Origin of the sequence: Rhizobium sp. IBUN (assembly GCF_000510625.1) — a bacterium.
In the GTDB taxonomy this organism is placed as follows: Bacteria; Pseudomonadota; Alphaproteobacteria; order Rhizobiales; family Rhizobiaceae; genus Rhizobium; species Rhizobium altiplani.
The window spans coordinates 1-26,199 of sequence record NZ_AZNV01000049.1 but is presented as its reverse complement, the minus strand read 5'-3'; the positions used below and the strand labels follow the sequence as shown (position 1 = coordinate 26,199).

Annotated in this window: 25 protein-coding genes and 5 pseudogenes; 20 read left to right on the top strand and 10 right to left on the bottom strand. The window is 57.5% G+C overall.

All coding sequences use genetic code 11. From position 1 onward, the window contains the following. Positions 1-92: 92 nt before the first annotated feature. From RHIBUN_RS0128625 to RHIBUN_RS0128615, 3 genes are all read left to right on the top strand, one after another. Entirely contained in the window at positions 93-1,250 is a 1,158-nt protein-coding gene (locus RHIBUN_RS0128625; RefSeq protein WP_198021190.1) for an ROK family transcriptional regulator, read from the top strand. A gap of 85 nt (positions 1,251-1,335) precedes the next feature. Further along, positions 1,336-1,770 (top strand): RbsD/FucU domain-containing protein, encoded by a 435-nt coding sequence (locus RHIBUN_RS0128620; protein WP_025662229.1) that lies wholly within the window; start codon positions 1,336-1,338, stop codon positions 1,768-1,770. A gap of 38 nt (positions 1,771-1,808) precedes the next feature. Beyond that, on the top strand, positions 1,809-2,465 hold the full coding sequence (locus RHIBUN_RS0128615; RefSeq protein WP_025662228.1) for an HAD-IA family hydrolase: 657 nt from the start codon (positions 1,809-1,811) through the stop codon (positions 2,463-2,465). On the opposite strand, the gene RHIBUN_RS0128610 is transcribed toward RHIBUN_RS0128615, so the two are convergent. The 3 genes from RHIBUN_RS0128610 to RHIBUN_RS0128600 are packed head-to-tail and all read right to left on the bottom strand — an operon-like array spanning position 2,466 to position 4,761. Continuing rightward, positions 2,466-3,674, bottom strand: a complete 1,209-nt coding sequence (locus tag RHIBUN_RS0128610) for an ROK family transcriptional regulator (RefSeq protein WP_025662227.1) — start codon at positions 3,672-3,674, stop codon at positions 2,466-2,468. It abuts the gene before it with no gap. 24 nt (positions 3,675-3,698) lie between these two features. Next, positions 3,699-4,397, bottom strand: coding sequence for an LrgB family protein (locus RHIBUN_RS0128605; RefSeq protein WP_025662226.1), 699 nt, complete (start codon positions 4,395-4,397; stop codon positions 3,699-3,701). After that, positions 4,390-4,761 (bottom strand): CidA/LrgA family protein, encoded by a 372-nt coding sequence (locus RHIBUN_RS0128600; RefSeq protein ID WP_025662225.1) that lies wholly within the window; start codon positions 4,759-4,761, stop codon positions 4,390-4,392. Before RHIBUN_RS0128600 ends, RHIBUN_RS0128605 begins: the two co-directional genes overlap by 8 nt. Before the next feature lie 127 nt (positions 4,762-4,888). On the opposite strand from RHIBUN_RS0128600, the gene RHIBUN_RS0128595 reads away from it, so the two are divergent. From RHIBUN_RS0128595 to RHIBUN_RS0128550, 10 genes are all read left to right on the top strand, one after another. Then, positions 4,889-6,142 (top strand): ABC transporter substrate-binding protein, encoded by a 1,254-nt coding sequence (locus tag RHIBUN_RS0128595; RefSeq protein ID WP_025662224.1) that lies wholly within the window; start codon positions 4,889-4,891, stop codon positions 6,140-6,142. A gap of 107 nt (positions 6,143-6,249) precedes the next feature. Beyond that, complete coding sequence (locus RHIBUN_RS0128590; RefSeq protein WP_037217842.1) at positions 6,250-7,131, top strand: sugar ABC transporter permease; 882 nt, start codon at positions 6,250-6,252, stop codon at positions 7,129-7,131. Beyond that, complete coding sequence (locus RHIBUN_RS0128585) at positions 7,115-8,026, top strand: carbohydrate ABC transporter permease (protein ID WP_025662222.1); 912 nt, start codon at positions 7,115-7,117, stop codon at positions 8,024-8,026. Before RHIBUN_RS0128590 ends, RHIBUN_RS0128585 begins: the two co-directional genes overlap by 17 nt. Before the next feature lie 5 nt (positions 8,027-8,031). After that, the gene (locus RHIBUN_RS0128580; protein WP_025662221.1) at positions 8,032-9,117 is read left to right on the top strand and encodes an ABC transporter ATP-binding protein; all 1,086 of its coding nucleotides are present in this window, start codon (positions 8,032-8,034) and stop codon (positions 9,115-9,117) included. A 25-nt stretch (positions 9,118-9,142) separates the two neighbouring features. Then, positions 9,143-10,219, top strand: coding sequence for a Gfo/Idh/MocA family oxidoreductase (locus RHIBUN_RS0128575; RefSeq protein WP_025662220.1), 1,077 nt, complete (start codon positions 9,143-9,145; stop codon positions 10,217-10,219). Continuing rightward, the gene (locus RHIBUN_RS0128570; protein ID WP_025662219.1) at positions 10,219-11,058 is read left to right on the top strand and encodes a sugar phosphate isomerase/epimerase; all 840 of its coding nucleotides are present in this window, start codon (positions 10,219-10,221) and stop codon (positions 11,056-11,058) included. The genes RHIBUN_RS0128575 and RHIBUN_RS0128570 overlap by 1 nt, the downstream gene beginning before the upstream one ends. After that, positions 11,055-11,882 (top strand): alpha/beta hydrolase, encoded by an 828-nt coding sequence (locus RHIBUN_RS0128565; protein WP_025662218.1) that lies wholly within the window; start codon positions 11,055-11,057, stop codon positions 11,880-11,882. The genes RHIBUN_RS0128570 and RHIBUN_RS0128565 overlap by 4 nt, the downstream gene beginning before the upstream one ends. Further along, positions 11,869-12,570, top strand: coding sequence for a ribulose-phosphate 3-epimerase (locus RHIBUN_RS0128560; protein ID WP_025662217.1), 702 nt, complete (start codon positions 11,869-11,871; stop codon positions 12,568-12,570). Before RHIBUN_RS0128565 ends, RHIBUN_RS0128560 begins: the two co-directional genes overlap by 14 nt. A gap of 14 nt (positions 12,571-12,584) precedes the next feature. Further along, on the top strand, positions 12,585-13,565 hold the full coding sequence (locus RHIBUN_RS0128555) for an ROK family protein (RefSeq protein ID WP_025662216.1): 981 nt from the start codon (positions 12,585-12,587) through the stop codon (positions 13,563-13,565). An 18-nt stretch (positions 13,566-13,583) separates the two neighbouring features. Beyond that, on the top strand, positions 13,584-14,012 hold the full coding sequence (locus RHIBUN_RS0128550; RefSeq protein WP_025662215.1) for a heme-binding protein: 429 nt from the start codon (positions 13,584-13,586) through the stop codon (positions 14,010-14,012). Positions 14,013-14,176: 164 nt separating this feature from the next. On the opposite strand, the gene RHIBUN_RS0128545 is transcribed toward RHIBUN_RS0128550, so the two are convergent. The 4 genes from RHIBUN_RS0128545 to RHIBUN_RS0128525 all read right to left on the bottom strand — a co-directional run bounded on the left by RHIBUN_RS0128545 (position 14,177) and on the right by RHIBUN_RS0128525 (position 19,078). Then, on the bottom strand, positions 14,177-16,495 hold the full coding sequence (locus RHIBUN_RS0128545; protein ID WP_025662214.1) for a hypothetical protein: 2,319 nt from the start codon (positions 16,493-16,495) through the stop codon (positions 14,177-14,179). A 380-nt stretch (positions 16,496-16,875) separates the two neighbouring features. Beyond that, a complete protein-coding gene (locus RHIBUN_RS37650; RefSeq protein ID WP_025662213.1) occupies positions 16,876-17,739 on the bottom strand; it encodes a hypothetical protein in 864 nt (287 codons plus the stop codon). A gap of 33 nt (positions 17,740-17,772) precedes the next feature. Continuing rightward, positions 17,773-18,713 (bottom strand): IS630 family transposase gene (locus RHIBUN_RS35880; RefSeq protein WP_198021189.1). Its coding sequence is split into 2 segments (ribosomal slippage): positions 17,773-18,389 and positions 18,389-18,713, totalling 942 coding nucleotides; the frame shifts between segments, so codons are not numbered across the junction. 80 nt (positions 18,714-18,793) lie between these two features. Continuing rightward, positions 18,794-19,078, bottom strand: a complete 285-nt coding sequence (locus RHIBUN_RS0128525) for a hypothetical protein (RefSeq protein WP_156932766.1) — start codon at positions 19,076-19,078, stop codon at positions 18,794-18,796. Between the two features lie 802 nt (positions 19,079-19,880). Between RHIBUN_RS0128525 and RHIBUN_RS0128515 the strand changes: the two genes are divergently transcribed. The 3 genes and pseudogenes from RHIBUN_RS0128515 to RHIBUN_RS37645 all read left to right on the top strand — a co-directional run. Then, positions 19,881-20,297, top strand: coding sequence for a DUF6088 family protein (locus RHIBUN_RS0128515; RefSeq protein WP_025662208.1), 417 nt, complete (start codon positions 19,881-19,883; stop codon positions 20,295-20,297). Beyond that, positions 20,284-21,222 carry a nucleotidyl transferase AbiEii/AbiGii toxin family protein gene (locus tag RHIBUN_RS0128510; protein WP_245271748.1) on the top strand — a complete coding sequence of 313 codons (939 nt, stop codon included), beginning with the start codon at positions 20,284-20,286 and terminating at the stop codon, positions 21,220-21,222. Before RHIBUN_RS0128515 ends, RHIBUN_RS0128510 begins: the two co-directional genes overlap by 14 nt. A gap of 605 nt (positions 21,223-21,827) precedes the next feature. After that, positions 21,828-22,037: pseudogene (locus RHIBUN_RS37645) on the top strand (NAD(P)-dependent dehydrogenase); the annotation flags it as partial. A 26-nt stretch (positions 22,038-22,063) separates the two neighbouring features. Here the strand turns inward: RHIBUN_RS37645 and RHIBUN_RS0128505 are convergent. Beyond that, positions 22,064-23,008 (bottom strand): sigma-70 family RNA polymerase sigma factor, encoded by a 945-nt coding sequence (locus RHIBUN_RS0128505; protein ID WP_025662206.1) that lies wholly within the window; start codon positions 23,006-23,008, stop codon positions 22,064-22,066. 164 nt (positions 23,009-23,172) lie between these two features. Between RHIBUN_RS0128505 and RHIBUN_RS0128500 the strand changes: the two genes are divergently transcribed. Further along, the gene (locus RHIBUN_RS0128500) at positions 23,173-23,628 is read left to right on the top strand and encodes a carboxymuconolactone decarboxylase family protein (protein ID WP_025662205.1); all 456 of its coding nucleotides are present in this window, start codon (positions 23,173-23,175) and stop codon (positions 23,626-23,628) included. A gap of 62 nt (positions 23,629-23,690) precedes the next feature. Here the strand turns inward: RHIBUN_RS0128500 and RHIBUN_RS37640 are convergent, their stop codons facing one another. Then, positions 23,691-23,837 (bottom strand): hypothetical protein, encoded by a 147-nt coding sequence (locus tag RHIBUN_RS37640; protein WP_245271747.1) that lies wholly within the window; start codon positions 23,835-23,837, stop codon positions 23,691-23,693. 136 nt (positions 23,838-23,973) lie between these two features. On the opposite strand from RHIBUN_RS37640, the pseudogene RHIBUN_RS36575 reads away from it, so the two are divergent. Both RHIBUN_RS36575 and RHIBUN_RS35865 read left to right on the top strand, forming a co-directional pair. Beyond that, positions 23,974-24,159: pseudogene (locus RHIBUN_RS36575) on the top strand (alcohol dehydrogenase catalytic domain-containing protein); the annotation flags it as partial. Further along, positions 24,116-24,360: pseudogene (locus RHIBUN_RS35865) on the top strand (transposase); the annotation flags it as partial. The pseudogenes RHIBUN_RS36575 and RHIBUN_RS35865, both read left to right, overlap by 44 nt. Before the next feature lie 687 nt (positions 24,361-25,047). Here RHIBUN_RS35865 and RHIBUN_RS35860 read toward each other — a convergent pair. Beyond that, positions 25,048-25,350: pseudogene (locus RHIBUN_RS35860) on the bottom strand (nucleoside kinase); the annotation flags it as partial. Between RHIBUN_RS35860 and RHIBUN_RS34205 the strand changes: the two are divergent. Further along, positions 25,351-25,789, top strand: a pseudogene (locus tag RHIBUN_RS34205) (IS30 family transposase); the annotation flags it as partial. Between the last annotated feature and the right edge of the window lie 410 nt (positions 25,790-26,199).

Genomic DNA, 26,199 nt, shown 5'->3' with positions numbered 1-26,199 from the left:
AGTGCGTGGAGGTGTATTTTAAGCAATGATTCGAGTGCGTTGCCGGTGCCTGACAACAGCTCCTGATCGACATGCTGTCAGTGGGAGGAAACTTGACGACGAACAGTGTCTTGAGACACATGAATGCGGTGCGTTGTCTGCGCGTCCTGCGCCGAGACGTTCCTCTGTCGCGCGCAGATATTGCGCGCGAACTGAACGTGACGCGCGCGACCGTCGGCAATTCGATAAAGCAGCTTCTTGCAGAAAATCTCGTTATCGACCTCAACGAAAGCGCCGAAGCCAATGGAGCTGGGCGCCCCGGGGCTCTCGTATCGCTCAATCCGGCAGGCGCCTACTTTATCGGTCTCGATATTTCCTCGGCCGAGATCAACGCGGTCCTGATCGACTTTTCGATGCGCGTGGTTGCCAAGCGGATCGTGTCGATTGCCGACCGCTATCAAGAGCCGAAGCGGGTGATCGAATTGCTCGCCGCCTTGCCGAAGGAACTGGTTGACGTATCAAAGGTCCGGGCATCGAGGGTGCGCGGGGTCTGTATTTCCGCGCCGGGTATCGTGCGCGACGGGAAAATCATTTCCGCCCCGTGGTTGAGCTGGCGAGACGTCGACGTCGTTTCAGCCATGTCGGAAGCGATGAAGCCCTCGCTGCCGCTTCAAATTTGCAATGACGCAGTGGCTCTTGCAAGCGCGGTCGCCGCCGACTCGTCGGAAAGCGATCTGAGCGACGTCCTGCTGTTATTGCTTGCGCAGGGTATTGGCAGTGCCCATTTGCGGCAGGGACGAGTCGTCGAGGGTGCACACGGCCTTGGAGGGGAAGTCGGGCACATGGTGATGGGTGGGCGGCCCCAAATGGCGGCCACACATACTTTCGAAATCCTCGCTGGCTACCAAAGATTTCTGCCCTTCATCGAGAATGGTGTCCCAATCCCGGAAGGTCTTGCCAAACTCGTGACCCGGGAAGGATCTCCAGCTCTCGACCAGGCTCTTCATGAATGGGCCTTGGGACTGGCGACCGGCATCCTTAACCTCATTCATATTCTCGACCCGAAAACGATCGTGCTGGGTGGGCCACTCGCCGTCCTTTACCCAAAGGTGGCAGAGCGCGTCGAGAGCCTCCTCTTTGAAAACCTCGTCCACGGCTTCAACGTCCCCCCTATCTCCGTTGCCCGGTTCGGTGGGGATGGAGCTGCCATTGGCGCTGCCGCTCTTCTTCGCGAGAGCCTCTTCGACCTTCCCGAACTGCCTGCCGTTTAATTCGACGCGGAACGCCAAACGGGTTTGACTCCATATTTGTATTTGTATAATACAAACGCAAATAGCCAGCCAGTGGAGGAAACAGATGCTGAAGCTAATCGATCCCATTCTCTCTCCGGAACTGCTTTACGCTCTCCGAGCGATGGGGCATCGGCACGATATTGCTATCGTCGATGCGAACTTCCCGTGCGATCCCGGCGATGATCGCCTCATCCGTCTCGACGGCGTTTCCGGGCCACGGGCGCTGGAAGCCATCCTCAAGATCTTTCCACTGGAAGAACAGGAACCGCATGTGGCATGGCGCATGATCGCTCAAGGCGATGCCGCCAAGATCCTGCCCGTTTTCGAAGATTACAGTGCCGGCCTTGAGAAAACGCAGGGCAGGGCGGTCGAACTCACCGCAGTCGAGCCGGATGAATTCAAGGATCGCGTCCGCGCCGCCCATACGGTCGTGGTCACTGGAGAGCGACGCTTCTATGGCAGTGTCATTCTGCGCAAAGGTGTCATTGCGCCCGAATAAATCGGAATCCACGCGGCAATCCAACGTCAGGTGTCATCTTGCCCGATCTTCTCGCCTCTTCTTTCGACGCCTTCCTTTTTGACATGGACGGAACGATCCTCAACTCTATTGCCGCTGCTGAACGGGTTTGGGGCGCTTGGGCTTGGAAGTTCGGGCTTGATCCAGAAGTGTTTCTACCCACGATCCATGGGCGCAGGGCCTTCGAAACAATTTCTTCCCTCGGCCTACCGGATGTCGATCCGCAGGCCGAGGCTGCCGCCATAACACATGCGGAAATCGATGAAATCAACGGTATAATTGCAATCGGCGGTGCGCAGCATTTTTTGAGCAGCCTCCCATCTCACCGATGGGCCGTCGTGACCTCTGCGCCATCCGCACTGGCCAAAAGACGGATCGAGGCGGCCGGATTGCCGACACCAGCGGTATTCGTAACAGCCGAGGACGTACAGAGGGGAAAGCCGGCGCCTGATTGCTTCATTCTGGCCGCCGAGCGTCTCTCAGTCGAACCCGCACGTTGTCTGGTCTTCGAAGACGCCGAAGTGGGGATTGCCGCCGCAACCGCGGCGGGTTGTCAGGTCTGCGTCATTACCGAGACGCATAAGCAGCGGATGAAGGTGAACCACCACCAGTTTGAGAATTACGAACGCATCAAACCGAAGCTCGTTAACGGGGCCTTGGGGCTACTGTCATTCTGATCATTGAGCGCGTCCGGCGTCTATTTTCGGACGACCGAAGACAAGGTTTTCGTCTACGGACAACATCTGCTTGTGCAGCATTGATGCGCCGCCGATCGCAGGGCCTTCGCGGCCAAGCGACGAGAGTTTTATTTCCGGGATCGGATGCCCGTCGAGGAGATTGCGCGCCACTTTCTCGAGCGTCTCTTCACGGCAAAGGTCGAAAAGTGCTGCGACCGGTCCACCGAGCACGATCCGCGTGGGATTGAAAATGCTTGTCAGGGTCGCAATTCCTCTTCCGAGATAAAACGACCAATCCTTGAGTGTCGATAGAGCGCTTTTTTCCTGTCGCCTGGCCGCTTCCATGAAAGCAGGAATGTCATCTGCCGAGCCACCGTGAAAGCGGTAGCGTGCAAGCACAGCTTCGCGCCCGATGAAGCTCTCGAACGATCCCGAAACGGTTGCCAGTTCAACGAAGCCCTCGTCCCCCAGTATGATGTGGCCAAGCTCACCGGCATAGCCGTCCTGGCCCCGGAGAAGCTGACCGGAATTTACAATCGCCCCACCGACGCCGGCGTCCAGATAGATGTAGATCTCCGTCTCGCCGCGCTCATCCTTAGACTGGTAGATCTCGGCAATGGCGAAGGCGTTCGCATCGTTCTCGGCAATCAGCAGGGGAATTTCCTGCAAGCGCTGCTGTAATCGCTCCAGGATCGGTTCTTGCCGCCATCCCAAAATGGGCGCTCGCAAAACAGTGCCATTGCGATCGATGACACCAGGGGCGGTCAGGCATAGGCCGCGGATGCGATAATCATTGCCGAGCCTTTGCCTGATATTCTCAACGACATCCACTAACTTTTGCACCACGAGGTCGGGGCCTGCCTCAAGGAGGCTGAAGTCCGCCGTCGACTGTGCGATGAGCGACGCCTCCATGTCGAGAGCGACGACGTTCATGCGACCGACGCCGATATCTGCGCCTATGAACATCCCATAGTTTGGGTTGATACGAACAAACGTCCCGGGCCTGCCCGTGCCGGCGCTTTTGTCATCCTGTGAGTCGTCTTCCACCAGCAATCCTTCGTCAGCCAGGCTGGCAACGATGCTGCTTGCCGTCGAGCGAACCATGCCCAGCTCTTTGGCGATATTCGCGCGGCTAATCCGGCCATGGCGAAAAACAACATCCAGCGCCCTGACTTCATTAATGTGCCTTACGGCGCGCGGCATGGACATTGGTGTTCTCCAATAAAATCAGACTCACAAAAAGAGATGTACAATCAAGGAAGTGACGAGCGCATTCAAGCCCATGGCCAGTCCTGAGAAAAGGCCCGCCACCGGGTCGACCGAATAGGCACGAGCTGTGCCAATTCCATGCGATGCAAGCCCTACGGCGAACCCTCTCGCACTATAATCGCGTATCTTCATCGCGTTCATCAGCGGGGTCACGACGACGGCGCCAGTAATGCCGGCCATGATGACGACGGCCGCGGTCAAGGCCGGATCGCCGTGCAAACCAGACGAGATAGCCATGGCGACCGCCGCTGTGACAGATTTTGGAGCGAGAGAAGCGACGACCGTTGGATCGAAGCCGAAGAAGCGGGCCAGATAAATCGTGGAGGTCACCGCCGTCAGGCTTCCGACGAAAAGCGCCACGACCATCGGAATAAGATTGGCCCTGACCAGATGGAGCTTCTCATAAAGCAGTATACCGAGCGCCACAGTCGCTGGCCCCAGCAGAAAATGAATGAACTGCGCGCCGGCGAAATAGGTCTGATATCGAATGTGGAAGATGGAAAGCAGACATGCGATTGTCGCGACCGACAGCAGCACCGGATTGACAAGAGGATTGGCGGGAAGCGCGCTTGCGATCCTGAGCGCGATTATCCAGACACAGAGCGTCACGGAAAGCCACGAGAGCGGGGACGCTGTCAGGTAGACCCACAAGCCTTCATCCATGGCTTGCCCCTCCGATGAGCCGCTTTATCGCCAAATAACACCACACGGTGACGATCAGCGTTGCAACTGTCGAGATGGCTATCGTGACGAAAAGCGCCAGGCCTCTTTCAGCAAGGAGGTCCAAATGCTGGATGATCCCAACGCCGGCTGGGACAAACAAGACTCCAAAATTAGCCAATAGCATATGGGATGTGGGCACGGTTGGTTGCATCAGTCTGCCGATTGGAGTTCTTCGAGAAGCAATCAGAGCCCCGAATATTAACGCCAGGCCTATAACCGGCCCCGGCACGAGGCCGCCAAGGTAGTAGGCGATGATTTCACCAACGAGCTGAAATATCAGCAGCAACGTGATTCCAACCAGCATTGTTCGGCTCCACAACAAACTAGCTTGACTCATAAACTTTAAAATGTTTGTTTTCAATCGAAACAAACGAGAGGAGTGTCGTTTGTCGAAGATCCGGCGTGGCGCCGGTAGGTTGGAGGAGGACTACATGCGTTTATCGTTTAAAATGCTTGCCCTGACGGCTGCACTGACCGCATCGGTCAGCGGCCATGCGCTTGCGGCTGAAAGCGTGGAGGTGTTGCACTGGTGGACATCGGGCGGAGAGGCTGCAGCCGTGGGTGTTCTGAAGGACGACCTGCAGACGAAGGGCGTCAGCTGGCAGGATATGCCGGTCGCAGGCGGCGGCGGTGAAGCTGCAACAACCACTCTCAAAGCCCGGGTCGCCGCCGGGAATCCCCCGACGGCTGCTCAGCTGCTCGGAATGGCTGTTAACGAGTGGTCCGAGCAGGGTCTTCTCGGCGACTTGACCTCGGTGGCTCAAAAAGAGGGATGGGACAAGGTCGTCCCGGATCAGATCAAGCAGTTCGCTGTTCATGATGGGAAGTGGCAGGCCGTTCCGGTTAACATACATCGGCCCAACTGGCTCTGGATCAATGCCAAAGTGTTCAAGGACAACGGGCTGGAGCCACCGAAAACTTGGGACGAGTTCAACGCGATTGCCGAAAAGCTCAAAGCCAAGGGCATTACGCCCCTTGCGCATGGCGGACAACCTTGGCAGGACACGACGATTTTTGACGACGTGGTTCTGGGGCTCGGCGGGCCGGACTTTTACAAAAAAGCGATCATTGAGCTGGACGAGACGGCGCTCGGCTCGGACACGATGATCAAGGTCTTCGATCAAATGCGCAAGATCCGCGGCTATGTCGATCCGAACTTTTCCGGCCGCGACTGGAACCTTGCAACGGGAATGGTGCTCAAGGGCGACGCAGCGATGCAGCTTATGGGCGACTGGGCCAAGGGCGAAATCGTCAAGGCCGGCATGAAACCTGGCGTCGATATCCTCTGCGTTACCGCACCAGGCACCGAGGGCTCGTTCCTTTTCAACACGGATTTTCTCGCGATGTTCCCGGTCGGTGCCGACAAGGTCGATGCACAGACCAAGCTTGCATCGAGCGTCATGTCGCCTGAATTTCAGCAAGCCTTCAATCTCGTGAAAGGATCGATCCCAGCGCGTTCCGACGTGCCGGGTGACAAGTTCGATGCCTGCGCTCAGAAATCCATGGCCGACCTGAAGACGGCCGAGAAGGCCGGCACCCTGATGGGGTCGCTTGCTCACGGCCACGCTGAGCCCGCGTCGATCCAGCGTGCGATCTTCGACGTCGTGACCCAGCACTTCAACTCGGACATGTCGTCCAAGGATGCCGTGTCTGCGCTGATCAGCTCCATCCAGGCTGCGAAGTAACCAATTCCTCCCTGCCCCTGCCGTCGAGAGGCGGCGGGGGTATCCTGCAGCGAGGTTGCGCACCCGTCCGATCAGGGGACGCCGACCTGTTCATTCCGAGCCAGCAGATGTCCTTTTCAAAACGCCTCGGCAAGGTAATGCCAGCAATCGTCCTGTCGCCATCGTTGGCGGTCATCACGGTCTGCGTCTATGGCTTCATCGCCTACACGGCGCTGTTGTCCTTCACCGGATCAAAGATGTTCGCCAACTTCACTTTCGTTGGGTGGCGACAGTATGGGAGACTTTTTGAGAACCCCCGATGGATCACAGCCATTGAAAACATGGCGATCTTTGGTTGTCTCTATATCATTGGAGCGACCTGCCTTGGCCTGCTCATCGCCATCCTGATTGATCAGCGTATCCGCTTCGAAGGTGTGTTTCGGGCTGTCTTCCTTTACCCGATGGCACTCTCATTCGTCGTCACGGGCGTCATCTGGCAGTGGCTGTTGAACCCGGGCCTCGGCTTGGAGCACATGATGCGCGAGCTTGGCTGGGCGTCTTTTTCGTTTCAGTGGCTGATCGAGCCCGACCGCGCGATCTATACGATCGTCATCGCCGGCGTCTGGCAGGTAACCGGTTTCGTCATGGCGCTTTTCCTTGCCGGCCTTCGCGGGATGGATACCGAGATCCTTCGCGCTGCCCGCATAGACGGGGCGCCCATACACAAAGTCTACACGCGCATCATCATTCCCGCCCTTCGGCCAGCCTTCCTCACGGTTTTCGTGATCGAGGCGCATCTAGCCATCAAGAGTTACGACCTTGTGGTCGCGCTCACGAAGGGTGGTCCTGGCGTGTCCACCGAACTTCTGTCGACGTTCATGTATTCGATGACATTCACGCGCAACGAGCTCGCGGTCGGCGCGGCCAGCGCAACCGTCATGCTCGTCACTCTGGCGAGCATCATCATCCCCTATCTTTATTCGGAGCTGCGCAATGAGCCTGCGACTTGATGCGGAAAGCGCCGCGATCCTATCGAAGGGCACCGACATTAAAGTGACCCGTATTCTCGGCCAGAGCTTTATCTATGGATGCCTGATTGTCGCGGCCGCGGTTTTCCTGGCGCCCCTTGTTTCCATGATCTTCACGTCCTTGAAAAGCATGGACGAAATTCGGTCCGGCAACATTCTGTCCTTTCCGAAAGCGATCACGTTCGAAGCATGGAAGCACGTCTGGGATTCAGCATGCATCGGCGTTACGTGCGGGGGGCTGAAGGGCTATTTCGGCAACTCCTTCCTGATTGTCATACCGGCCACATTGCTGTCGGTAGGCTTCGGCGCACTGAACGGGTACATTTTTGCAAACTGGCGGTTTAGGGGCGACAATATCCTCTTCGGCCTCGTCCTGTTCGGCTGCTTCATCCCGCTACAGATCGTACTGATCCCGATGGCCGGCCTCCTTGGGCAATTGAAGCTCGCCGGCACGATACCTGGTCTCGTTCTCGTTCACGTCGTATACGGGATTTGCTTCACGACGATGTTTTTCAGAAACTATTTCGTGACCGTGCCGGCGGAGATCTTCAAGGCAGCACGTATCGACGGGGCCGGATTCTGGGCGGTGTTCTTCCGTATACTACTGCCGATCTCCTGGCCGATCGTGATGGTGTCCATGATCTGGCAGTTCACGGGGGTCTGGAATGACTTTCTGTTCGGGGTCTCGTTCGCATCCGGCTCAAGTCAACCGGTGACGGTCGCCCTAAACAATCTGGTCAATACATCAACAGGCACCAAAGCTTACAACGAAGACATGGCCGCCGCGATGATCGCCGCGCTACCCACCATAATTATCTACGTGGCGGCAGGGCGGTACTTCCTTCGTGGTCTGATGGCCGGTGCAGTGAAGGGATAACGACGATGGCCAACCTGGCGATCAATCACATCAACAAAAGCTTCGGGAGTCTGACGGTCCTGAAGGACATCAACATCTCCATTGAAGACGGGGAGTTCCTTGTCCTTGTCGGTCCTTCAGGCTGCGGAAAATCGACCCTGCTCTCCATTATTGCGGGACTGGACGAGCACACATCGGGCTCGATCACCATCGATGGTAAATCTGTTCAGGGCCTTGAACCGAAGGAAAGAGACATTGCGATGGTGTTTCAATCCTATGCGCTCTACCCGGCAATGACGGTCGAGCAGAACATCGGCTTTTCGCTGGAGATGAGAAAGATGCCGAAAGCCGAAAGGGTGGAGCGCGTCGGCACGGTTGCAGATCTGCTGCAGATCCGCCACTTGCTTAAGCGGCGCCCAGGCCAGCTCTCGGGCGGGCAGCGTCAGCGTGTTGCCATGGGACGAGCGCTGGTTCGCGAGCCGAAAATCTTTCTCTTCGACGAGCCGCTATCAAACCTCGATGCCAAGCTGCGTGTGGAATTGCGCACCGAGATCAAGAAACTGCACCAGCGGCTCGGAGCAACCATCGTCTACGTCACACACGACCAGATCGAGGCCATGACGATGGCGACCCGGATTGCCGTGATGAAGGACGGTATACTGCAGCAGTTCGGGACGCCCGAAGACATCTACGATCGGCCCGCAAACGTGTTCGTCGCGACCTTCATGGGGTCGCCGCCCATGAACCTGCTCCCCGCCGTAGTCACTCCCGGCTCCCAGAGCCTCTCCATTAAAGGCGCTGATACGACTTTGCCCGTCCCCACCTCAGTCATCGACATGCCTGCCCCTGGCAGGGAGGTGCTTCTGGGCCTCAGGCCGGAATGGATTTCACTGGCGACGGACGGCAATTCCTCCGATCCAACACTGACGCTGCATGTGGATGTCATCGAGCCCACTGGCCCGGACGTGTTCGTGGCCCTGCGCACCGGTGAGCGCGAAATCATGTCGCGCCTGCCCACGGGCACCCCGGTCCGGATCGGAGAGAAAGCATCCTTCGCACTCGACCTATCAAAAGCAGTTCTCTTCGACGCCGAGACCGGCGTCGCTCTCTAAACGCTAACGACCCAAGGAGTTACCAATGCCAGCAAAACAGGAAAGACGCCTTCGCGTCGGCGTGCTCGGAGCCGGTCAGATCGCCCAGGCAGCGCATTTCGAGGCCTGCACGAAGGCCGCAAACGCCGATCTCTATGCTATCTGCGATGTCGCGGACGATCTGCGCGAGCGCATGGTGATCACCCACGGCGCGCAAAAATCATACAGCGATTACGACAAGATGCTGGCTGATCCCGATCTCGATGCCGTCATCATCGCCACGGCCGATGCCTTCCACGTTCCGGCCTCGATTCGAGCACTGGAAGCGGGCAAGCACGTATTATGCGAAAAGCCGGTCGGCGTCACCGTCGAGGAATGCGTGGAGCTGAAGGCCGCCGTCGAAAAATCCGACAAGACCTTCCAGGTCGGCCACATGAAGCGCTTTGACGCAGGTCTGCAGGCTGCCAAATCGTTCATCCGTGACGAGATGGGCGATGTGATCGCGCTGAAGGCTTGGTATTGTGACAATACTCACCGCTACCCAATGACGGATGCGGTGCAGCCGCTGATCGTGACCAGCGCACACGCCAAGCGTCCCTCCACGAACCCCAAGGCTGATCTTCGCCGCTACTATATGCTGGCTCATGGCTGCCACCTGATCGATACCGCGCGCTATTTCGCCGGCGATATCGTCTCTGTGAACGCCCGGCTTTCCGAGCGCTCCGGCATCTGGTGCTGGTTCGTTGAAGTTGAGTTTGCGTCCGGCACTCTTGGCCATCTCGATCTGACGGTTCAGGTACGCATGGACTGGCACGAAGGGTTCCAGATCTATGGCAAGAACGGCAGCATTCTCGGAAAGACGTACAACCCGTGGTACTATAAGTCGAGCGAGGTTGATATCTTTCGCGAGGCGGATGGCGCGACCCACCGGGTTCTCGGCGCCGACGGTCACTTCTACCGCCGCCAGGTCGAAGGCTTCGCACGCACTATTCTCGATAGTGCACCTATGGAAGGTGCCGACATCAACGATGGGTTGGCCTCGGTCCAGGCTATGGTTGCTATTGCCCGCTCCGCTGAAAGCGGGAAATCTGTTGCACTTTCCGACGTCACGGGTGGCGTGTGATGAAGCTCGGGATATTTGCAAAGACCTTTGATGGCAACGATCCCGAAACGGTCCTCAAGGCTGTCGCGGCCGCCGGGTTCGTCTGCGCGCAATACAATATGGCGTGTTCCGGCCTGCCATCCATGCCGGAAGACATTTCGGCGGCGCAGGCCAGGGCGGTAAGCGGTGCAGCAGACGCTACCGGCGTGGACGTTGTCGCTGTGTCCGGCACCTACAACATGATCCACCCCGACCGGGCTATTCGCGCCGTCGGTCACGCTAAGCTTGAGATCATTGCGCGCAATTGTGCGGGCATGTCGACCGGGCTCATCACGCTGTGCACCGGCACGCGCGATCCCGTCGATCAGTGGAAGGAGCATCCGGATAATAATACGCCAGAAGCGTGGCGCGATCTCTTGGAAGCCATGGAAACGGCGGTCGATATCGCCGACCGCTACGACGTCGATCTCGGCATCGAACCGGAGCTTGCCAATGTTGTAAATTCGGCGGCGAAGGCTCGCCGGCTCATTGACGAAATAAAAAGCCCGCGCATCAAGGTCGTGCTCGACCCGGCCAACCTCCTCGTCGAGATCGCAACCCTTGAAGAGCAGCGCACTCTCGTATCGGGCGCCATTGACCTTCTCGCCGATCGCATCGTCATGGCCCATGCCAAGGATCGCAATCCGGACGGCAGCTTCGCGACAGCCGGCAAGGGCGTGCTCGACTACAGCCATTACCTCCGCCGCCTCAAGGGCATCGGCTTTGAAGGCAGCCTGATCACCCACGGTCTATCGGCAGGCGAAGCGCCCGGCGTCTCCACTTTCCTGAAAAACCATCTGCAGGACGGAGCAACCTCATGAGCAAGGCCATCGGACCCTTCGAAACCTCCGACGGCACGTTGCTGAATGTCGACGCAGCTGGCGAAGGGCAGACCGTCGTCTTTCAGCACGGCCTTTGCGGCAATGTTGGCCAGACGCGCGAAGCCTTTCCGACCGAGCCGGGGCTGCGCCGAATTACGGTGGAGGCGAGGGGACATGGCCGCTCACAGCCGGGCGCGTTCGACAAGCTGTCGATCGCGACGTTCGCGGACGACATTGCAATATACATTGAACGCAATCTGCGGGCGCCCGTGGTGATCGGCGGCATTTCGATGGGGGCGGCAATCGCGTTGCGACTTGCGGTCAAGCGGCCCGATCTCATCAATGGGCTCGTGATTGCTCGACCTGCGTGGGTTGTGGAGGCCGGGCCGGAAAACATGGCGCCAAACGCGGAAGTGGGCAGGCTGTTGAAAACCATGCCGCCTGAAGAGGCAAGGGTCGCCTTTCTCGACGGACCGATCGGCCGCCGCCTCGCAACGGACGCGCCTGACAATCTGGCATCGCTTGCCGGTTTCTTTACCCGGGATCCGACCGAGGTGACCGCGGCACTCCTAACTGCGGTTTCCGGCGACGGACCTGGCGTGACGGAAGCTGAGGTTCGCAACCTTGATATTCCAACCCTGGTGATGGGTCATGAGAAGGACGTGATTCACCCGCTCACCCACGCCCAGACACTGGCCCGCATCATACCCGGTGCGCGCCTCGTTCAAATAACGCCCAAAGTGGAGAACCGGGAGAAGTATGTTGCCGACTTCCGGCTTGCGATGGGCAATTTCCTGAAGAGTCTGAGACATGAGCAAGCCTGACAAAAACTGGATCGCCGATCTGCCGAGAGACCGATTGATCGCGGAATTTTCCGTGTGGTCGGCCGATCTCGTTCGGCTTGCCGATGATCTCGCGCGTGTGGATCCATTCGTTGATGTCCTACATATCGATGTCGCCGATGGTCACTTCGCGCCTGCGATGCTCTTCTTCCCTGATCTGGTCGCGGGCGTGCGCAAGGTTTCCTCTCGTCCGATCCATGTTCATCTAATGGTCGCCGACAACGTACTGCTGCCACAGATCGAACAATTCGTCGATGCCGGCAGTGATCTCATCAGCATTCACGTTGAGAACGAAGCGGTGGCTGAAGCAGCGATCGATCTTCTAGACCAGCGCGGCGTTGCATCCGGTATGGTGCTGCGGGTCGAGACCCCCATGGACCGTATCGCCAAATATGTCCCACGCCTGGATTTCGTGACGCTGCTCGGAACGGCCATCGGCGTAAAAGGGCAGGGGCTCGATGAAAGTGCCGGTCCGCGGCTTGAGGAAGCCGGCCGGATCATCGCGGCCAGCGGCGCGACGCACCGCATCGTCCTTGCCGCCGACGGCGGTATCCGTGAGCATACGGTACCGCTGCTGCGCCGGGCAGGCGCGGAGACAGTCGTTCTCGGCTCTCTGGCTTTCAATGCTCCATCGCTTGAAGAGCGGATGGCGTGGCTACGCGCACTCTAACGCACGGTATGAACATGCATCAGATCGCCATCGGGATAGACTTAGGGGGAACGCAGGTGCGTGCGGCCCTCATCGACAAGCACGGCACGATCGTTGCGCGCATGGAGGAGCCAACCGAGGCCCAGGCGGGGCCCGAGCGAGTTCTTTCGCAAATTCACGGCCTGACCGAAAGACTGCTGGCCGCAACCAAGTCTTCCGTGGTCGTTGGTATCGGCGTCTCGACACCGGGTCCGATAGACACCGTCAGCGGCATCGCGAAGGATATTCCGACCCTTTCAGGCTTTGCGGATTTCCCGTTGAAAGCGGAATTGCAAAAGCGCTTTGCCTTCCCCGTAAGCCTCGAGAACGACGGCATTGCCGCAGCCATCGGAGAATGGCAGTTCGGGGCGGGCAAAGGGCTCGAAAACCTTGTTTACATTACTGTAAGCACGGGCATCGGCGGGGGTGTCGTCGCGGACGGCCGCGTGGTGCGCGGCCGCAAGGGCATGGCCGCGCACATCGGCCACATGTCGGTCGAGCCCAACGGCGCCCTGTGCCCATGCGGCAATCATGGCTGTTTCGAAGCCTACGGTTCCGGCACCGCATTCACCCTGCGCGCCCGGACGCGTGCAATCGGCTGCGAAGAGACGATGTTGGGAAAATACGGTAGCGAGATCCACGCGCGCGATGTCTTCGCGGCGGCGCGGAACGGCGACTCCCTTGCCAAGATATTGATCGACGAGGAAGCGGAGATTCTCGGGCGCGGGTTTACCAGCCTGATCCACATCTTCAGCCCCGACATCGTCGTCATGGGTGGGGGGATTTCGCACGAGTTCGAACGCCTCCAGCCCGGCATCCAGGCCTACATCGGCCAATGGGCAATGCCGGCCTTCAAGGATGTAAAGGTGGTGCGTGCTGCCCTCGGCCAGAATTCTGGCCTGGTGGGCTCGGCTGCGCTTGCCTTTCTAGCGAAACGCCCCGAGGCGGATACCTTCGCGCTTGCAGCGCACCATTGAAAGTAAGAGGGAGAAGATGTGCTGACGATTAACAGATTGAGCCTGGCCGACGCCCGCATTCTGATCAAGGGTGCGCGCAGGCGGGCGGAAGAAATTGGGGTGCCGATGTGCATCGCTGTGACGGATGAATCGGGGCAATTGATCGCGTTCGAACGCATGGACGGCGGCAAGATAACCAGCACCGTCATCGCACAGGACAAGGCTTACACGGCCGCCGGCGCCAAGCGAACGACAGAGAGCTATGGAGAAGCGAGCCTGCCAGGCAAGCCGGCCTATGGCATTAACTCGGCCATCGGCGGACGGCTGCTGGTCGTGGCGGGCGGCATCCCAGTGATCGTCGACGGTCAAGTTGTCGGCGCCGTTGGCGCAAGTTCCGGCACGCCCGCCCAGGACAGCGATTGCGCGCAGGCGGGAATCGAGTTTTTCCTGCGCGGCGCCAGCGCCTGAAGTGCCAGCCGCTTTGAATAAAGCCTACCTTATCAAATGCTTATGCCATTTAACTTATCCCGTCCGCAGTTCGATTCCTTTCAAGAGCTCTGCACTACTCGTAGTGCGGAGCCAGTAATCGGGAGCTAAAGCTGTCACTCGTTTCTTAGCCGCCATGATCCTCATCAAGCTGCTTGCCAAACCTCATTTAGAATTCTGGCTGCCAAGGCTGCCTTGTCCTGCGGCAGAAACCTTCCGTAGTGCTGCTGGATCATATCTGGCGTGTCCTGGATTGCATAACTTGCCTGCTCATAGGATCCGGTAAGCTTCAGAATATGCGTCGCGAGCACATCGCGCACATTATGCGGCCCATGCGGCAATAGTCCCTTGATCGCCCCGCGACCTGTGTATGGATTGTATATTCCGTAGCGCTGGATCACGAGTCGCCAAGCTTCGTAGAAGGTCGTCTGGTTGTATGATGCATCGGTGCTGCTTTGCTTCACCGTTTTCACGAAGAAGGTTCTCGGGTCATCAGTCTCGCCAAGAAGGACACCGCGGTGGCGATCTGTGTATGCATTCAGATAGTGGTAGAGGTCCATGAGATCGGGCAGCACCAATCGGAATGGCTTTGCTCCGAAGAATGAAGAATTCGAGTTCTTGAATGCGTTCGAGGGGATCAAGACCTCCCGGCGATGATCTCGCTCGCTCCATCGGATTTCACCGCGCCTCATTTCTTCAAGCCGCCGTTCGGACGTTGGAAAATGACCTCGCGGGCACAGCAAAAGCTGGCGCAGATTCTTCTGACGAAGCCCAAGATGCAGCCCGAGCCTCAGAAGGAGGAATGAGCGGACCGATTCCGCCGCGGCGCGCGGGTAGCGATCTTTGTCCGGCATCCGCAGCAAGATTTCCTCGGTGATCTTCCGATACTCTGCCAGTGGACTAGGCGCTTCTAAAACACACATGATCGGTTCGAACGGATCGCGATGCACGTGCATCACCCTCTGAATCTCTTTGATCCGGGTGCGCGCGTGTGCGTGAAAAGCATCGCAACACGCGTGCCAATCGCGCTTAGCGAGTGCGACATCCTCTGCTGTTATGAGCCCATTGATAGGGACCAAGCGGTCAGCCAGTTCCGGATGCTGGCGAAGCCATCCTGTTTCTTCCCGCGTGAGGGCGAGCGAAATGCTGAGCATATCAACCTCCCACGCTGTGAAAAATCCGCGTCGGCGCTCTCGCCATTGGAGGTACCAATACCAAACAGATGGAAATACAAGCAGGCCAAATGTCAGGCTCCCGAGTGCCAAGCCACGTCCTGCTACTTCTCCCTTCGGCGATGCTGCCAATGCGCCAAACATCAGACCGAGATGTTCGAGCTTCTGGGAGGCGGTTTCCTCTCCCCAAACGCCGTTTCTCTGAAACCCGATTTCCGTCAACGTGGCAGTCTTGAACGTGATTAAGCTCGCCATCTCGAGCGTCAACTGAGGTGGGGCGTCGATCACACCGGATAGAAGGTCGGGGTCATCTATGTCCCCGTGGCCCGTGAAAGTGTTGCCATGAGATTGGAAGGGTTGAGTGCTGGTTCTTCCACCATATGCCATAGCAGGGAACCGAATTGCGTAGCGCTGCTTTGACGCTGCTGCCTGGAAGCGCCGATAGTCGGTGGCTCCACTGATCACGACCCGGCGGACCCACTCCAGGATCTCCTCCCTCTTTTCATGCGGGAGTTTGTTAAAGTTGTCCGGCAGATGCCATGCGAGCCGTCGTCGCTCCGCTGGCGAGATATTTTCGCCGACGTCATGGCCGGATGCGGAACGTGATTGATGAGGCAGCTTTTCCTTGAAGTAGCCCGTCGGCAACCCGTATCGCTGTTCAATGCGACCGAGAATTTCGAAACTCTGTAGGCTGCGTGGCAATTTCGTGCCTTTCAGCCAACTCAATACTGTCTTGGTGTCAACGTCGTCGCCCGGTCTGATGACCGCTCGATGGAGATAATAGTACGTTTCGCCAAAGCGCTTGAGCTGCAGCGCTAATGCCCCTTGGAATGAAATAGGATCGTCGGTGACTGCAAACAGTGGTCGTGGACTATCCTCGATGGGGGCTGGTTTGGGCCCGGGCTTCGCACTTTCGTGTTCATCAATGCTTTTCCTCTGAGCCGCCGACCGGGGACTAATTGGCTTTCGGGTAGAGCGGATATCAGCGCGAGCGCTTATTGACTGGGGCGAACGGCCACCGTCGTTTATCCATCGAATGATCGCATCGAACCCAAATTGGCCAACACGCTTCTGCTTGCCGGTCAGTGACGCAGAAAAATTGCAAGCGATTGTGATTTCTGACCAATCTACCAAAGTGCCGCGCATCGGCGGGAATTGGCAGCGTTCAACAAGCGCCTGCATGTAATCAGTTAGTTGTTTTAGATCGGCCGCGGTGAAGAGCGGTGCAAGCCGGAGCTCGCTGAAACTGAGGAGTTTGCGTCGAAAAGCGTCGGATGTTGGATACGTGACCATTCAGGTTTCCCTTAGCGATAGACATGCCAGCCCGAGGGGTGGCGTGCTAAGGATGAAGGGTTAACGGTTGGTTAATTTCAAGCTGGAGCCAACGTCGAGCAGGAAGCTCAAAGCCAAGTGATGCAATCACCTGACTTTGGAGGTTGAAGCTACGCGGGATCGCGGCCGAAAGGCCAGCGAGATGCCGACTAGAACACGGCTCAAAAGATTTGGTGCATATGATTATGACGGGTGGGATGAACTAAAGTGAACTGCGGCGCATATGCACCGCAGTTCATGTCGATTTTGCTCGGTAGCTTGGGCCTCGATCACCGACGCACAGCGATCGTGTTCACCAACTCGAAAACTAGCATCGTTTGCGGGAAGTTGGCCGAACAGGACTACGTGTCGTTATCCGGTGAGGAATCGTACTTCGCGTACGCCTCCAACATCATTTGCGTGTATTCACTCGTGCTCGAGGTTAGCTCACCTAGTCCCGGCCAGTGGAAAGGTATGGTAGACCACATCGTTTCGAGTTCGACCTCAATTCCCAGCTGAGACGCTACAATCAAAGCCTGAATGGGTTCTTTGTCGTGCGGCCACAAATCCTCCTCAAGCGAGATCCACACGTCATTGTCGTCATCGACTGTGATTTCGGCATGAAGCGCGCCCAGTCTTTCGCTGATGTTGGTTGCATCATCAAGCAAGGCGCTTCGAATGAGCAGAGTGATCTTCTCCGCATTTGGCTCAAGTTTGGGTCTGTCATCGACAACCCGGAAATCAGGCTTGTCATTGTCTTTGGCGCTGTCGGTTTTCACTGGCGAGAGAGAATTCCCTTCATCTTCGCACCAGAACGCCGTGTGGAAGATGTCGAGTGGGGATGCGCCGCAACCGGGGCAATGCCAGAGGTTCTGAGCGATTTGAACACCGGTGATTTTTCCATCGCAATGTAGGCAGTACCAGACTGCAGACTCGTCGCCCCAGAGCGGGTGACGAACAACGCCGTCATGGTCGGGTTTCGTGGACCTTCGGGGCCAATCCGTAGAGATCTCGCCACGAACCCGATCAGCGCGATCTCTCGCTAGGCTAAGCGCCTCTTGGAGGAATTCCGGATCAAACACCGGGTATTTTCCATCGTCTTCGGTGACTGTCTGGACGATCGGCCGCGCGCCAGGATTTTCAGGCACCGTTATGCTCCACCCGTCTCCCATCATGATGATGTCGTGCAAAGTCACGAGAAGGCGATATGGGTGATCGCCAATCATGCCATGCTCGGCGTCATCTAGAGCGCATCCACTTTACTCGGGGTCATATCCGCAGGATTTGAAGTAGTTGGCGCACTCCTGCGGCTCGAACATAGTGACAATCTGGCCGACGGTGTCCCATAACGCCTCGACGGTTCGCTCGGCTTTGGCGCGCAACACCGCCTTCAGTTTGGCGAATGCCTTCTCGATGGGATTGAAGTCCGGGCTGTAGGGCGGGAGATAAAGCAATCGGCATCCCGCATTTCCGATTGCATGCCGCACGCCTTCCGCCTTGTGTGCGGGCAGGTTGTCCATGACCACAATATCGCCTGGTGCCAAGGTTGGAATGAGAACCTGTTGCACATAGGCCTGGAACGCGACCCCGTTCATCGCACCGTCGAGGACCATGGGCGCGGTCATGCCCGAGAGCCTGAGCGCTCCGGTAAACGTCGTCGTCTTCCAATGCCCGTGTGGGATCGGGGAGCGGCATCGCTCTCCACAAAGGGCCCGCCCGCGAAGCCGTGACATTTTTGTGCTCAGGCCGGTTTCATCAATGAAGACGAGACGCGCCGGATCGAGATCGAGCTGGCCGTCGAACCAGTCTCTGCGCTTCAGGAGGTCGGGACGCTCCTGCTCCAATGCATGTGCGGTCTTTTTTTGAAAGTCCAGCCGCGCTTTCGCAGCCAGATATCAAGCGCGCTGCGGCCAATGGATACGGCTCTCTCCTCACTCAATCGCAGAACCATCTCGTTGAGCGTGATGTCCTTCTCCTCTTCGATCATGCCGACGATGTAGTCCTCGTGGGCATCGAGACGCGAGCCGCCGCGTCGGCCCTGTTTCGCCGGGGTCAACCGACCCTGCCGCGCACTCGCAATCCAGGCGATGGCCGTCGAAATGCCAATCCCAAATCGTGCCGCTGCTGAACGCGCCGACATGCCATTCCGTGACGCAGCCAGGACGCGGCTACGCAGATCATCGCTGAACGCTCGGGTCATATTGCCTCCGACCAAATCACCAGTCGGAGCGATGGAATCAGAATTCGGACAGTAAGGGAATCCTCAACCCGATTCCGCGTTCATCGGACGCGCTCTAGGTACGCCGAGCGGCGAGCCATTGCATCGGGGTGCCCCGCTTGAAAATCTGCTGCCGGAAAAGCATTTGCCACGAAGGCTTCGACGCCCGCCATCTGTTCGGAACTGGGCCTCCAATCCTTCTTGTTAGATGAGACGAGTTTGGTCCAGTCGGCGAAACCCAGTTTCTCCGCAACCAAGTTGAGCGCTTGGTTTTGGGTGATCCGCTTGGCGCGCGCGTATCGTTTAGCGAAATGCTTAAGGCGGTTGAGTTTTGTTGCTTCGGTCATATCCATGTCCTGAAATGATCCGACCATGTGCCCGCTAATGGTCAGACCATGCCTGTTGGCATGGAGTGACACTTCAGTATGGAAAACGCTGACATAGCTTTGCGTGGCGGGCACACCGGCCCGCGAGTAGGGCCGCATCTTGTATGGCAAGCGTCACGACTTCAAGCCGATACGTATTTTTCCCACAGCCATTTTGGAAGGGATGCCAGCCAAACAAGTTAGCGGGTTTTTCCATGTTTTCAGTATGTTGGTTTTATCTGGGCGATTGATTTCTATTCATCCCATCAAGGCGATAAACACACGGCGCCTCCAGTTTATCACCTTCTCCAGCTTGCGAATAAGATGCATCGCAATTTCAAAACGCATGGCGGCCGATTGGTCAGAAACAGGTTTGCTGATGCCTTTTTGGTCGTGCCCAATTTGATCTGCAATCTCTAGAAGCCGCCCGAGATCGTATAGGAATGTCAAATCATAGTGTATCGGCGATCTTTGGTGTCGCGTAACGCAAGCTTTCTGAACTGATCTGCTTTTCGGGGCAGAAAAGGTCGCACTGCGTTATTTGGGTCCTGATAACCTGTGGTCCGAGGATTGAGGTCTCGGCTGCCTCCTGACCTCGCGTGAAAAATGGCTTGGTCTTTCGATTAGGCGTGCTTCAGAAAAGTTGTGAGGTGCGCTCTAAAACGTCGCTTGAAACGGTTCAAATAGTCTTATCTTTCAATTACTTTATGCGCCTAAATATTCCTTGCAATTTGTCGGGTGTTTGCATATATGTTGTGTCGGGTTTTTGTAAGGAGCGCCGATCATGCGCCGGTCCAAGACGCTGAAGCAGAAAATTGAGAGCCGCGTCACAAAAACGAAGAAGACAGATGTCTTTGTTCCAAAAGACTTTGCCGACCTCAGCGGCGAGGATCAAGTCCTGCGTGCGCTCAGGTTGCTTGTGCGTGACGGTGCTTTGCTGAAGCTCGGCTACGGGGTCTACGCTCGCGCTATTCGATCCAGGATATCGGGCCGACTTATGGTCTCCAGCTCCAACGGTTTCCACAGCGCTGCAATTCAGGCGCTGAACAAGCTTGGAGTTGCCTGGGAGCAGACTGAAAGCACGAAGGACTACAATGAAGGGCGATCTACGCAGATTCCCTTGAATCCGACAGTTAAGGTCAAGACGAGGTTTAGCCGCCGTCTATCAGATGGTCGCGCGGAGCTTCGTGTTGAGCGATAGGCCAGACAACAGGACGCTCCTAGAGGTTCAGGAGCACTTCAATCTTCCTTCTTTAGCGCTGGTCGAAAAGGACTGGTTTGTCGTCAAGGCTTTGGCTGCCATCCACGATGTGGAGGTCGATGGGCTGACTCTGGCTTTCGGTGGTGGGACGGCACTAGGCCGTGCCTACCGCCTACTCGAGAGGATGTCCGAAGACATCGATCTTCGCATCGTCGGAAAGGCGGACCCGTCTCGAGGCGAACTTAAGCGTCTAAGAGCTGCGGTGAACGATCGACTGGAAGGCGCTGGCTTCAAGCTGGAATCAGATGATGGTGCAGCTGTAAAGAAGCACTACGTCGTGAAGCAGAACGATCGATACGTTCGTTACGATTTGCCGTACGAACCAATTGCAAAAGGCGAAGGCGTTCTACGCCCGGAGATCAAGATCGAGATCGCCGCCTTCCCGGTTTGCACAGAGCCACAGAGACTTTCCGTCAGTTCGTTCGTCGCTGAAGCAACAGGGGCCGCGGCAGAGGCGCAAGATGTTGCGTGCGTGAGGCTTGTAGAGACAGCGGCAGACAAGTTTGTTGCACTCGGCCGCCGTGCCGGCGCTGCGTTCGCAGGCGTCGAGGATTTTGATCATACCCTCGTTCGTCACGTCTACGACTTGGCACGCATGGATGGGCAATATGATCTAGATGAGGCGGTCGCGATAGCGCTCGGAACGATGAAAGAAGAAGCCGCAACACGCGGCCAGAAATATCCCGATTATTCGAAAGACCCGAAGGGAGAGACTCTTCGCGCTTATGAAAAGATATCGACTGATGAAGATTTCGCCAATCGCTACGCGAAATTTCTAGACCATCTGGTCTATGGACGCCGGCCCGATTTCACGACCGCTTTCGGAGCCGTCGACAAAATCATCAAAATAGTTCGGGACGCCTGACGCTCAGTCGACCTCACTCAGAGACGCCACCCTAAAACGTTGAGAAGTTTTTTAGCTCGAGCGGCGCAACCGTTCGGGAGAATGGCGTCAATAATACATCTTCTCTATACAAGACTTGAAGCGGCACGTACCGCTTTGGGGCGTAGAAACCCCGAATACAGCGGCTGATATCGGCCGGAACGATATTTGACGCCGGTGCTGGGGTCCGAGCGGCTGACCGGTGCGTTGCTCGACAGGCTGACCCACCACGTCAGCATCTTCGCCATAACTGTCTGCAATTGCCCTTACCAGCTATTCCGAAAGTAACCAGCTGCTCTGATTGGACAATTTAATCCAAAAATAGCGATTGAACGAGTGGGTCAGCGGTTTCCAATCCCATCGCGGCGAAGTTATTGACTGATCGCCTACGGCTAAGAAGCTGCTCTTCAGCGAGCCGCTCCGTTTAGCTGATCGTTCTGTCAGTTGCATCTGCGCGAACCCCGTTTGAAGGCGGCTGGGCCTCTAGCAGCGCGGTCAGGAACATAGATCGGTTGGTGACGTTCGCTCGCCACAATCCAACCCTCAGGCAGGAATTGCTGTTCTCTTGACCGACAAGGTTTCGTTGACTGACCCCGCACACTCTATCCACTGCTCCGTTTCCAGACCAGCCGCAGCCGACCCCGAGGGTTTACCCGGAAGTTGGACCCTGCTCCTGATCACGGTGAACAGAGCTGCCGTGGATCGGAAAAATTGGCGGACGCAAGGCCCTTGTGACAGGTGTCAACTCCGGAGTTGGCCGCGCAGCAGCAATTGCTTTTGCGCGGGAGGGCGCCGATGCTCGAATGGCGCTGCGGCGGCGATCCTAAACGTTTACATGCGTCAGCTTATCCGGGTTCTTGACGATATAGATCGCGAAGATCTTTCCGTCACGAATGCCCAGAGCTGTTGTTTGTAAAACGCCAACGGGATCAAGGCTTACAAATCCTGGTAAGCCGTCGATAATCGCGGTTCGCAGCAAGGTCGGCGCAGTTGCGGCCTTCCGCTGAGCGGAAACGAACAGTCGCAGTGCGCGTTCCTGGCCGCGAATGACTTCTCGGAACGCCAGCACCTTGCCACCGCCGTCGCTGTGTATCTCGACATCGCGCGCAAGCAACGCCGAAAGTGCGGTGACATCGCCGTCACGCGACGCAGCAAAAAAAGCGCGCGCGATTCCGTCAGCCTCTGCCGGCCCCACGCTGTACCGTGATCGTGCGTTCTGAACATTCTTGCGTGCGCGCGAAGCAAGTTGCCGAACGGCGGCCGGGTCACGATCAAGCACGACGGCGACCTCGGTCAGCGCTACGTCGAACACGTCGTGGAGCAGGAAGGCTGCCCTTTCAAGCGGCGAAAGTCGCTCCAACGCCAACATCAGCGTCACAGTTACATCGTCAGCAACGGCTTCCTGCGCATCAGCAGGCTCGACCAATGGCTCCGGCAACCATGGACCGACGTATATTTCGCGGCGTGCTCGCGCAGACTTAATCCGATCCAGGCATAACCGGGTGACGATGCGGGTGAGATAAGCGGTCGGGGTGCGGACTTCGTCTTTAACGCGTTCCCAGCGCAACCACGAATCCTGCACCACATCTTCCGCCTCGGTGATCGATCCCAGCATCCGGTAGCCCAGGCGCAGCAGGCGCTTGCTCTCTCGCGCGAATTCTATGACCCTTTCATCTCTAAGCGACGCACAAGCGCTCGCTTCATTGGCCATCGCCGTCTCACGGACCTTGATAGTCCGATCTGTCTCGTTCGTACCGTGTTGCCTCATGCCACTTTCCCGCATCCGACCCGTCTCGCCCCTGGACGCGCCAGGTCGCGCGAATGTGACATGGCGCCTGCAAATAATAAAATCAGGTGGAGATGTCACGCCTCCTATTGCTGCGTCGTCAACCCAGCAGCGCCGCCTGTTGGCGCCAATTCAAGGAGACCATCATGAATGAGACCACGCGCCTCAACTGGTACGAGGTAGCACCCGCTGGAGCCAAGGCCCTGTTTGGTATCCATCACTATGTGACACACAACACGAACCTGCCTGAGGAGCTTATCCATCTGGTGTTCCTGCGCGTATCGCAGATTAACGGCTGCGCCCATTGTATCGACCTGCACACCCGCGATCTGCTGAAGACCATGGCGGCTGACAAAGTTACTTTGGTTCCTGTATGGGAAGAGGTGCCGCACCTTTTCTCAGAGATGTACCGCGCAGCGCTGGCCTGGGCCGAGGAGGTGACGCTTGTCAGCGAGACACATGCGTCTGACCAAGCCTATGCTGCTGCTTCGGCAGTTTTCGAGCCCAAAGATTTGGTGGATCTCACAATCACGATCGCGGCCATGAACGCCTTCAACCGGCTCGGCGCTCCCTTCCGGCTGCCGGTGAAGGCGCAGCCCTGACGATGCGCGGGCGCCGTTGTTTCTGTAAAGTCTGACATGGTTGGTCCTTCCGTGCCTCTTGCTCAGAGCGCGAGTCTCTGTTCGGTCTGCTTGTCGAACACATGAGCTGCGGCGGGATCGACCTTGAGCCGTATGCTGTCGCCCGGCTTCAGCGCGTGGCGCTCGCGGAAGGCGCACAGCACCCGCTTGCCCGCCAATTGGGCTGCCAAGAGAATTTCGGCCCCTGTCGGCTCGATCAGTTCGACAGTCGCCGGTACGCCCGTATCGTCCTTTTGACAGGATCCACTGGTCAGGACGTACCCCGTATATCACCTCTTGGAAAGAGTCGGCGTTCCGCTGCGTCTTATGGAGACGCCGGATCCGTGTCCTTCCGCGGTCAGGCTGTGATAGAGGTGGAAGCCTGCGGCGTTTGCCGCACCGACCTTCACGTCTTCGATGGCGAGCTTCAATCCAAAGCTGCCTTTAGTTTTCGGACACGAGATCGACGCCGTCGCCATGGCAGAGCGGCTCGATCGATCGCGAGCAGGGCGTCTCCAAAGCGGGCAATCCACGGCTGCGAACGACGATGGTCGAGCTTGCGTGGCTGTGGCTGCGCTATCAGCCGGGCTCCAGGCTGCCCTGCTGGTTTAAGGAGCGCGTCGCTCACAGCGGCGCTCGCCCGCAAGCGTCGCCTTATGGAAATATGTGAACGCCGGCATCATTATCGAGGGGGTGGTCATGAAATCCGCCTGACAGACGACAGCTCAACTGCAAAGCTCTTTCAATCCTCAGGGCCTCATCGCCCTGACGGATCCAGGCGAACGGACCGTGGATCTTCATGGCTTCAACGCCGGGAACAAGGTTGGTCCCGTTCTCCCGAGCCCTCGCCCGCCGTAAGCGGGATCGTGGTGCAGCCGCTCAGAGCGGCGACCGTATGTGAGGTTGTACAGGCTCGCAGGCCGGGCCGGTAAAGTATCGGGCTCAGACTTGGATTCGAGACGAGGAGATCAAAATGCCGCCTTGATAGCCGTTGACGCCATACTCCTCATGTGAAGCGGATCCGACCGCTGCGCGCGATGACATTGTTGATATCGCCCGGTCGCTGGCAAGGCCGGGGCGGCAGAAGGCGGCGCCCACCGACACCATCATCACGATCCGATCGGACGGAGAGTTCGAACGCCGACTTCGCTTGCCACTAATTGAATTTTTCAGCGGCTCAATTGATTGAGTCGTTGGTTCGTGTCTGTTCAAGACCAGAGATCCTCCAGTTAAAGAGAGGTCAGTTTATTGTCCGCTCTCGGCAGTGGACAATAACATGCGCCGCCGATAGCGGAAGTAAGCGCCGCCAAAATCTCAGCGCCGCCGGTGAGCCCTTCAGGCGACTAGCCTCTTCCCGCAATATTCGGTGCTTCCTACCCCATTCACAATTTTTCCAGGGCCTCAGGCGAGTTGAGCGAGGATATTGTCGACTACCATGGGGACCGTACCGGCCGTGTCAATATCGATGCCAACGGGAAGATATTCCCGGGTATATGGTAGCGCAGTACCAGCCGCCGCTCGGCCGGATCGAAACCTGGCTCATTCGGTCGCCCATCTAATCGTCGGTTCAACGTCTCAACGTCTAGGTCGAGCACAAAAAACCTTGTCGAATAAGTCCAGGAATTTATGGAAATTGCGCGAGCCGCCACAGAAGAAGGTGGCAGGATGGGTGGTGTCGGCAGCAATGCCCCGGACTTTGTCGACGGAAAGGCCAACGTCACGTCGCTCGTCGAGCGCGTTATCCGATTTGCGATCTTCCTGCGTAACAACGACCGTCAGTCACGTCCGGTCATGGACGGTCTCATATAGGCTCTCAAGGCCCTACCTCATCTCGCCCGTCGCTCGGATCACCTTCGACCGTGGCACGGAGTTCACGGACTGGCCGTATCTCCAGGCGAGCATCGGCACCCAAACCTGGTTCTGCGACCCGCAATCGCCGTGGCAGAAAGGCACCGTCGAGAATACCAATGGCCGGGTCCGGAAATGGCTCTCGAGAGAGGTCGATCCATTGTCGGTCACAGATGCCGATCTGATCGAGATCTGCAACCGGCTCAACGCAACACCCCGCAAATGCCTTGGCCATCGAACACCGGCCGAAGTCTTCCGTAAGAAACTGCTCGCGCAGATCAGACATGCCGGCTAGCTTGATGAGCTACAAAAGTCGCGGTTCAGCGTGAACTCACAGCCGTTTGCAACGATGGTCGTCAATGGTGGTTGAACCATCCCGCCGCCCCGGCGCCGACCACCGCGAACTGGACCAGCGCGATGAGCACGAGAGCACCGCCGACCAGTAAGCCCGCCATCTTCTTTTGAAGTCCATGGTGTAATCCAACGATGCTTGATTTTTCCGTAAGCTACAGCAGAGCGTTGGGCGCTTGCAACAACATGAATGTGGACGCCGCCAGGCCGCCAGCTGCAAAAGTGAAGAGCCGAGATGACCCCGGCTCCAACTCTTTCGCTATTTCTTAGCCGCTTGGGCGGCATACATGTAGCTATCGTAGCTATATTCAGCGACGCGGAACCATTCGAAGCTCTCGTCGCGGAACTTTTTCC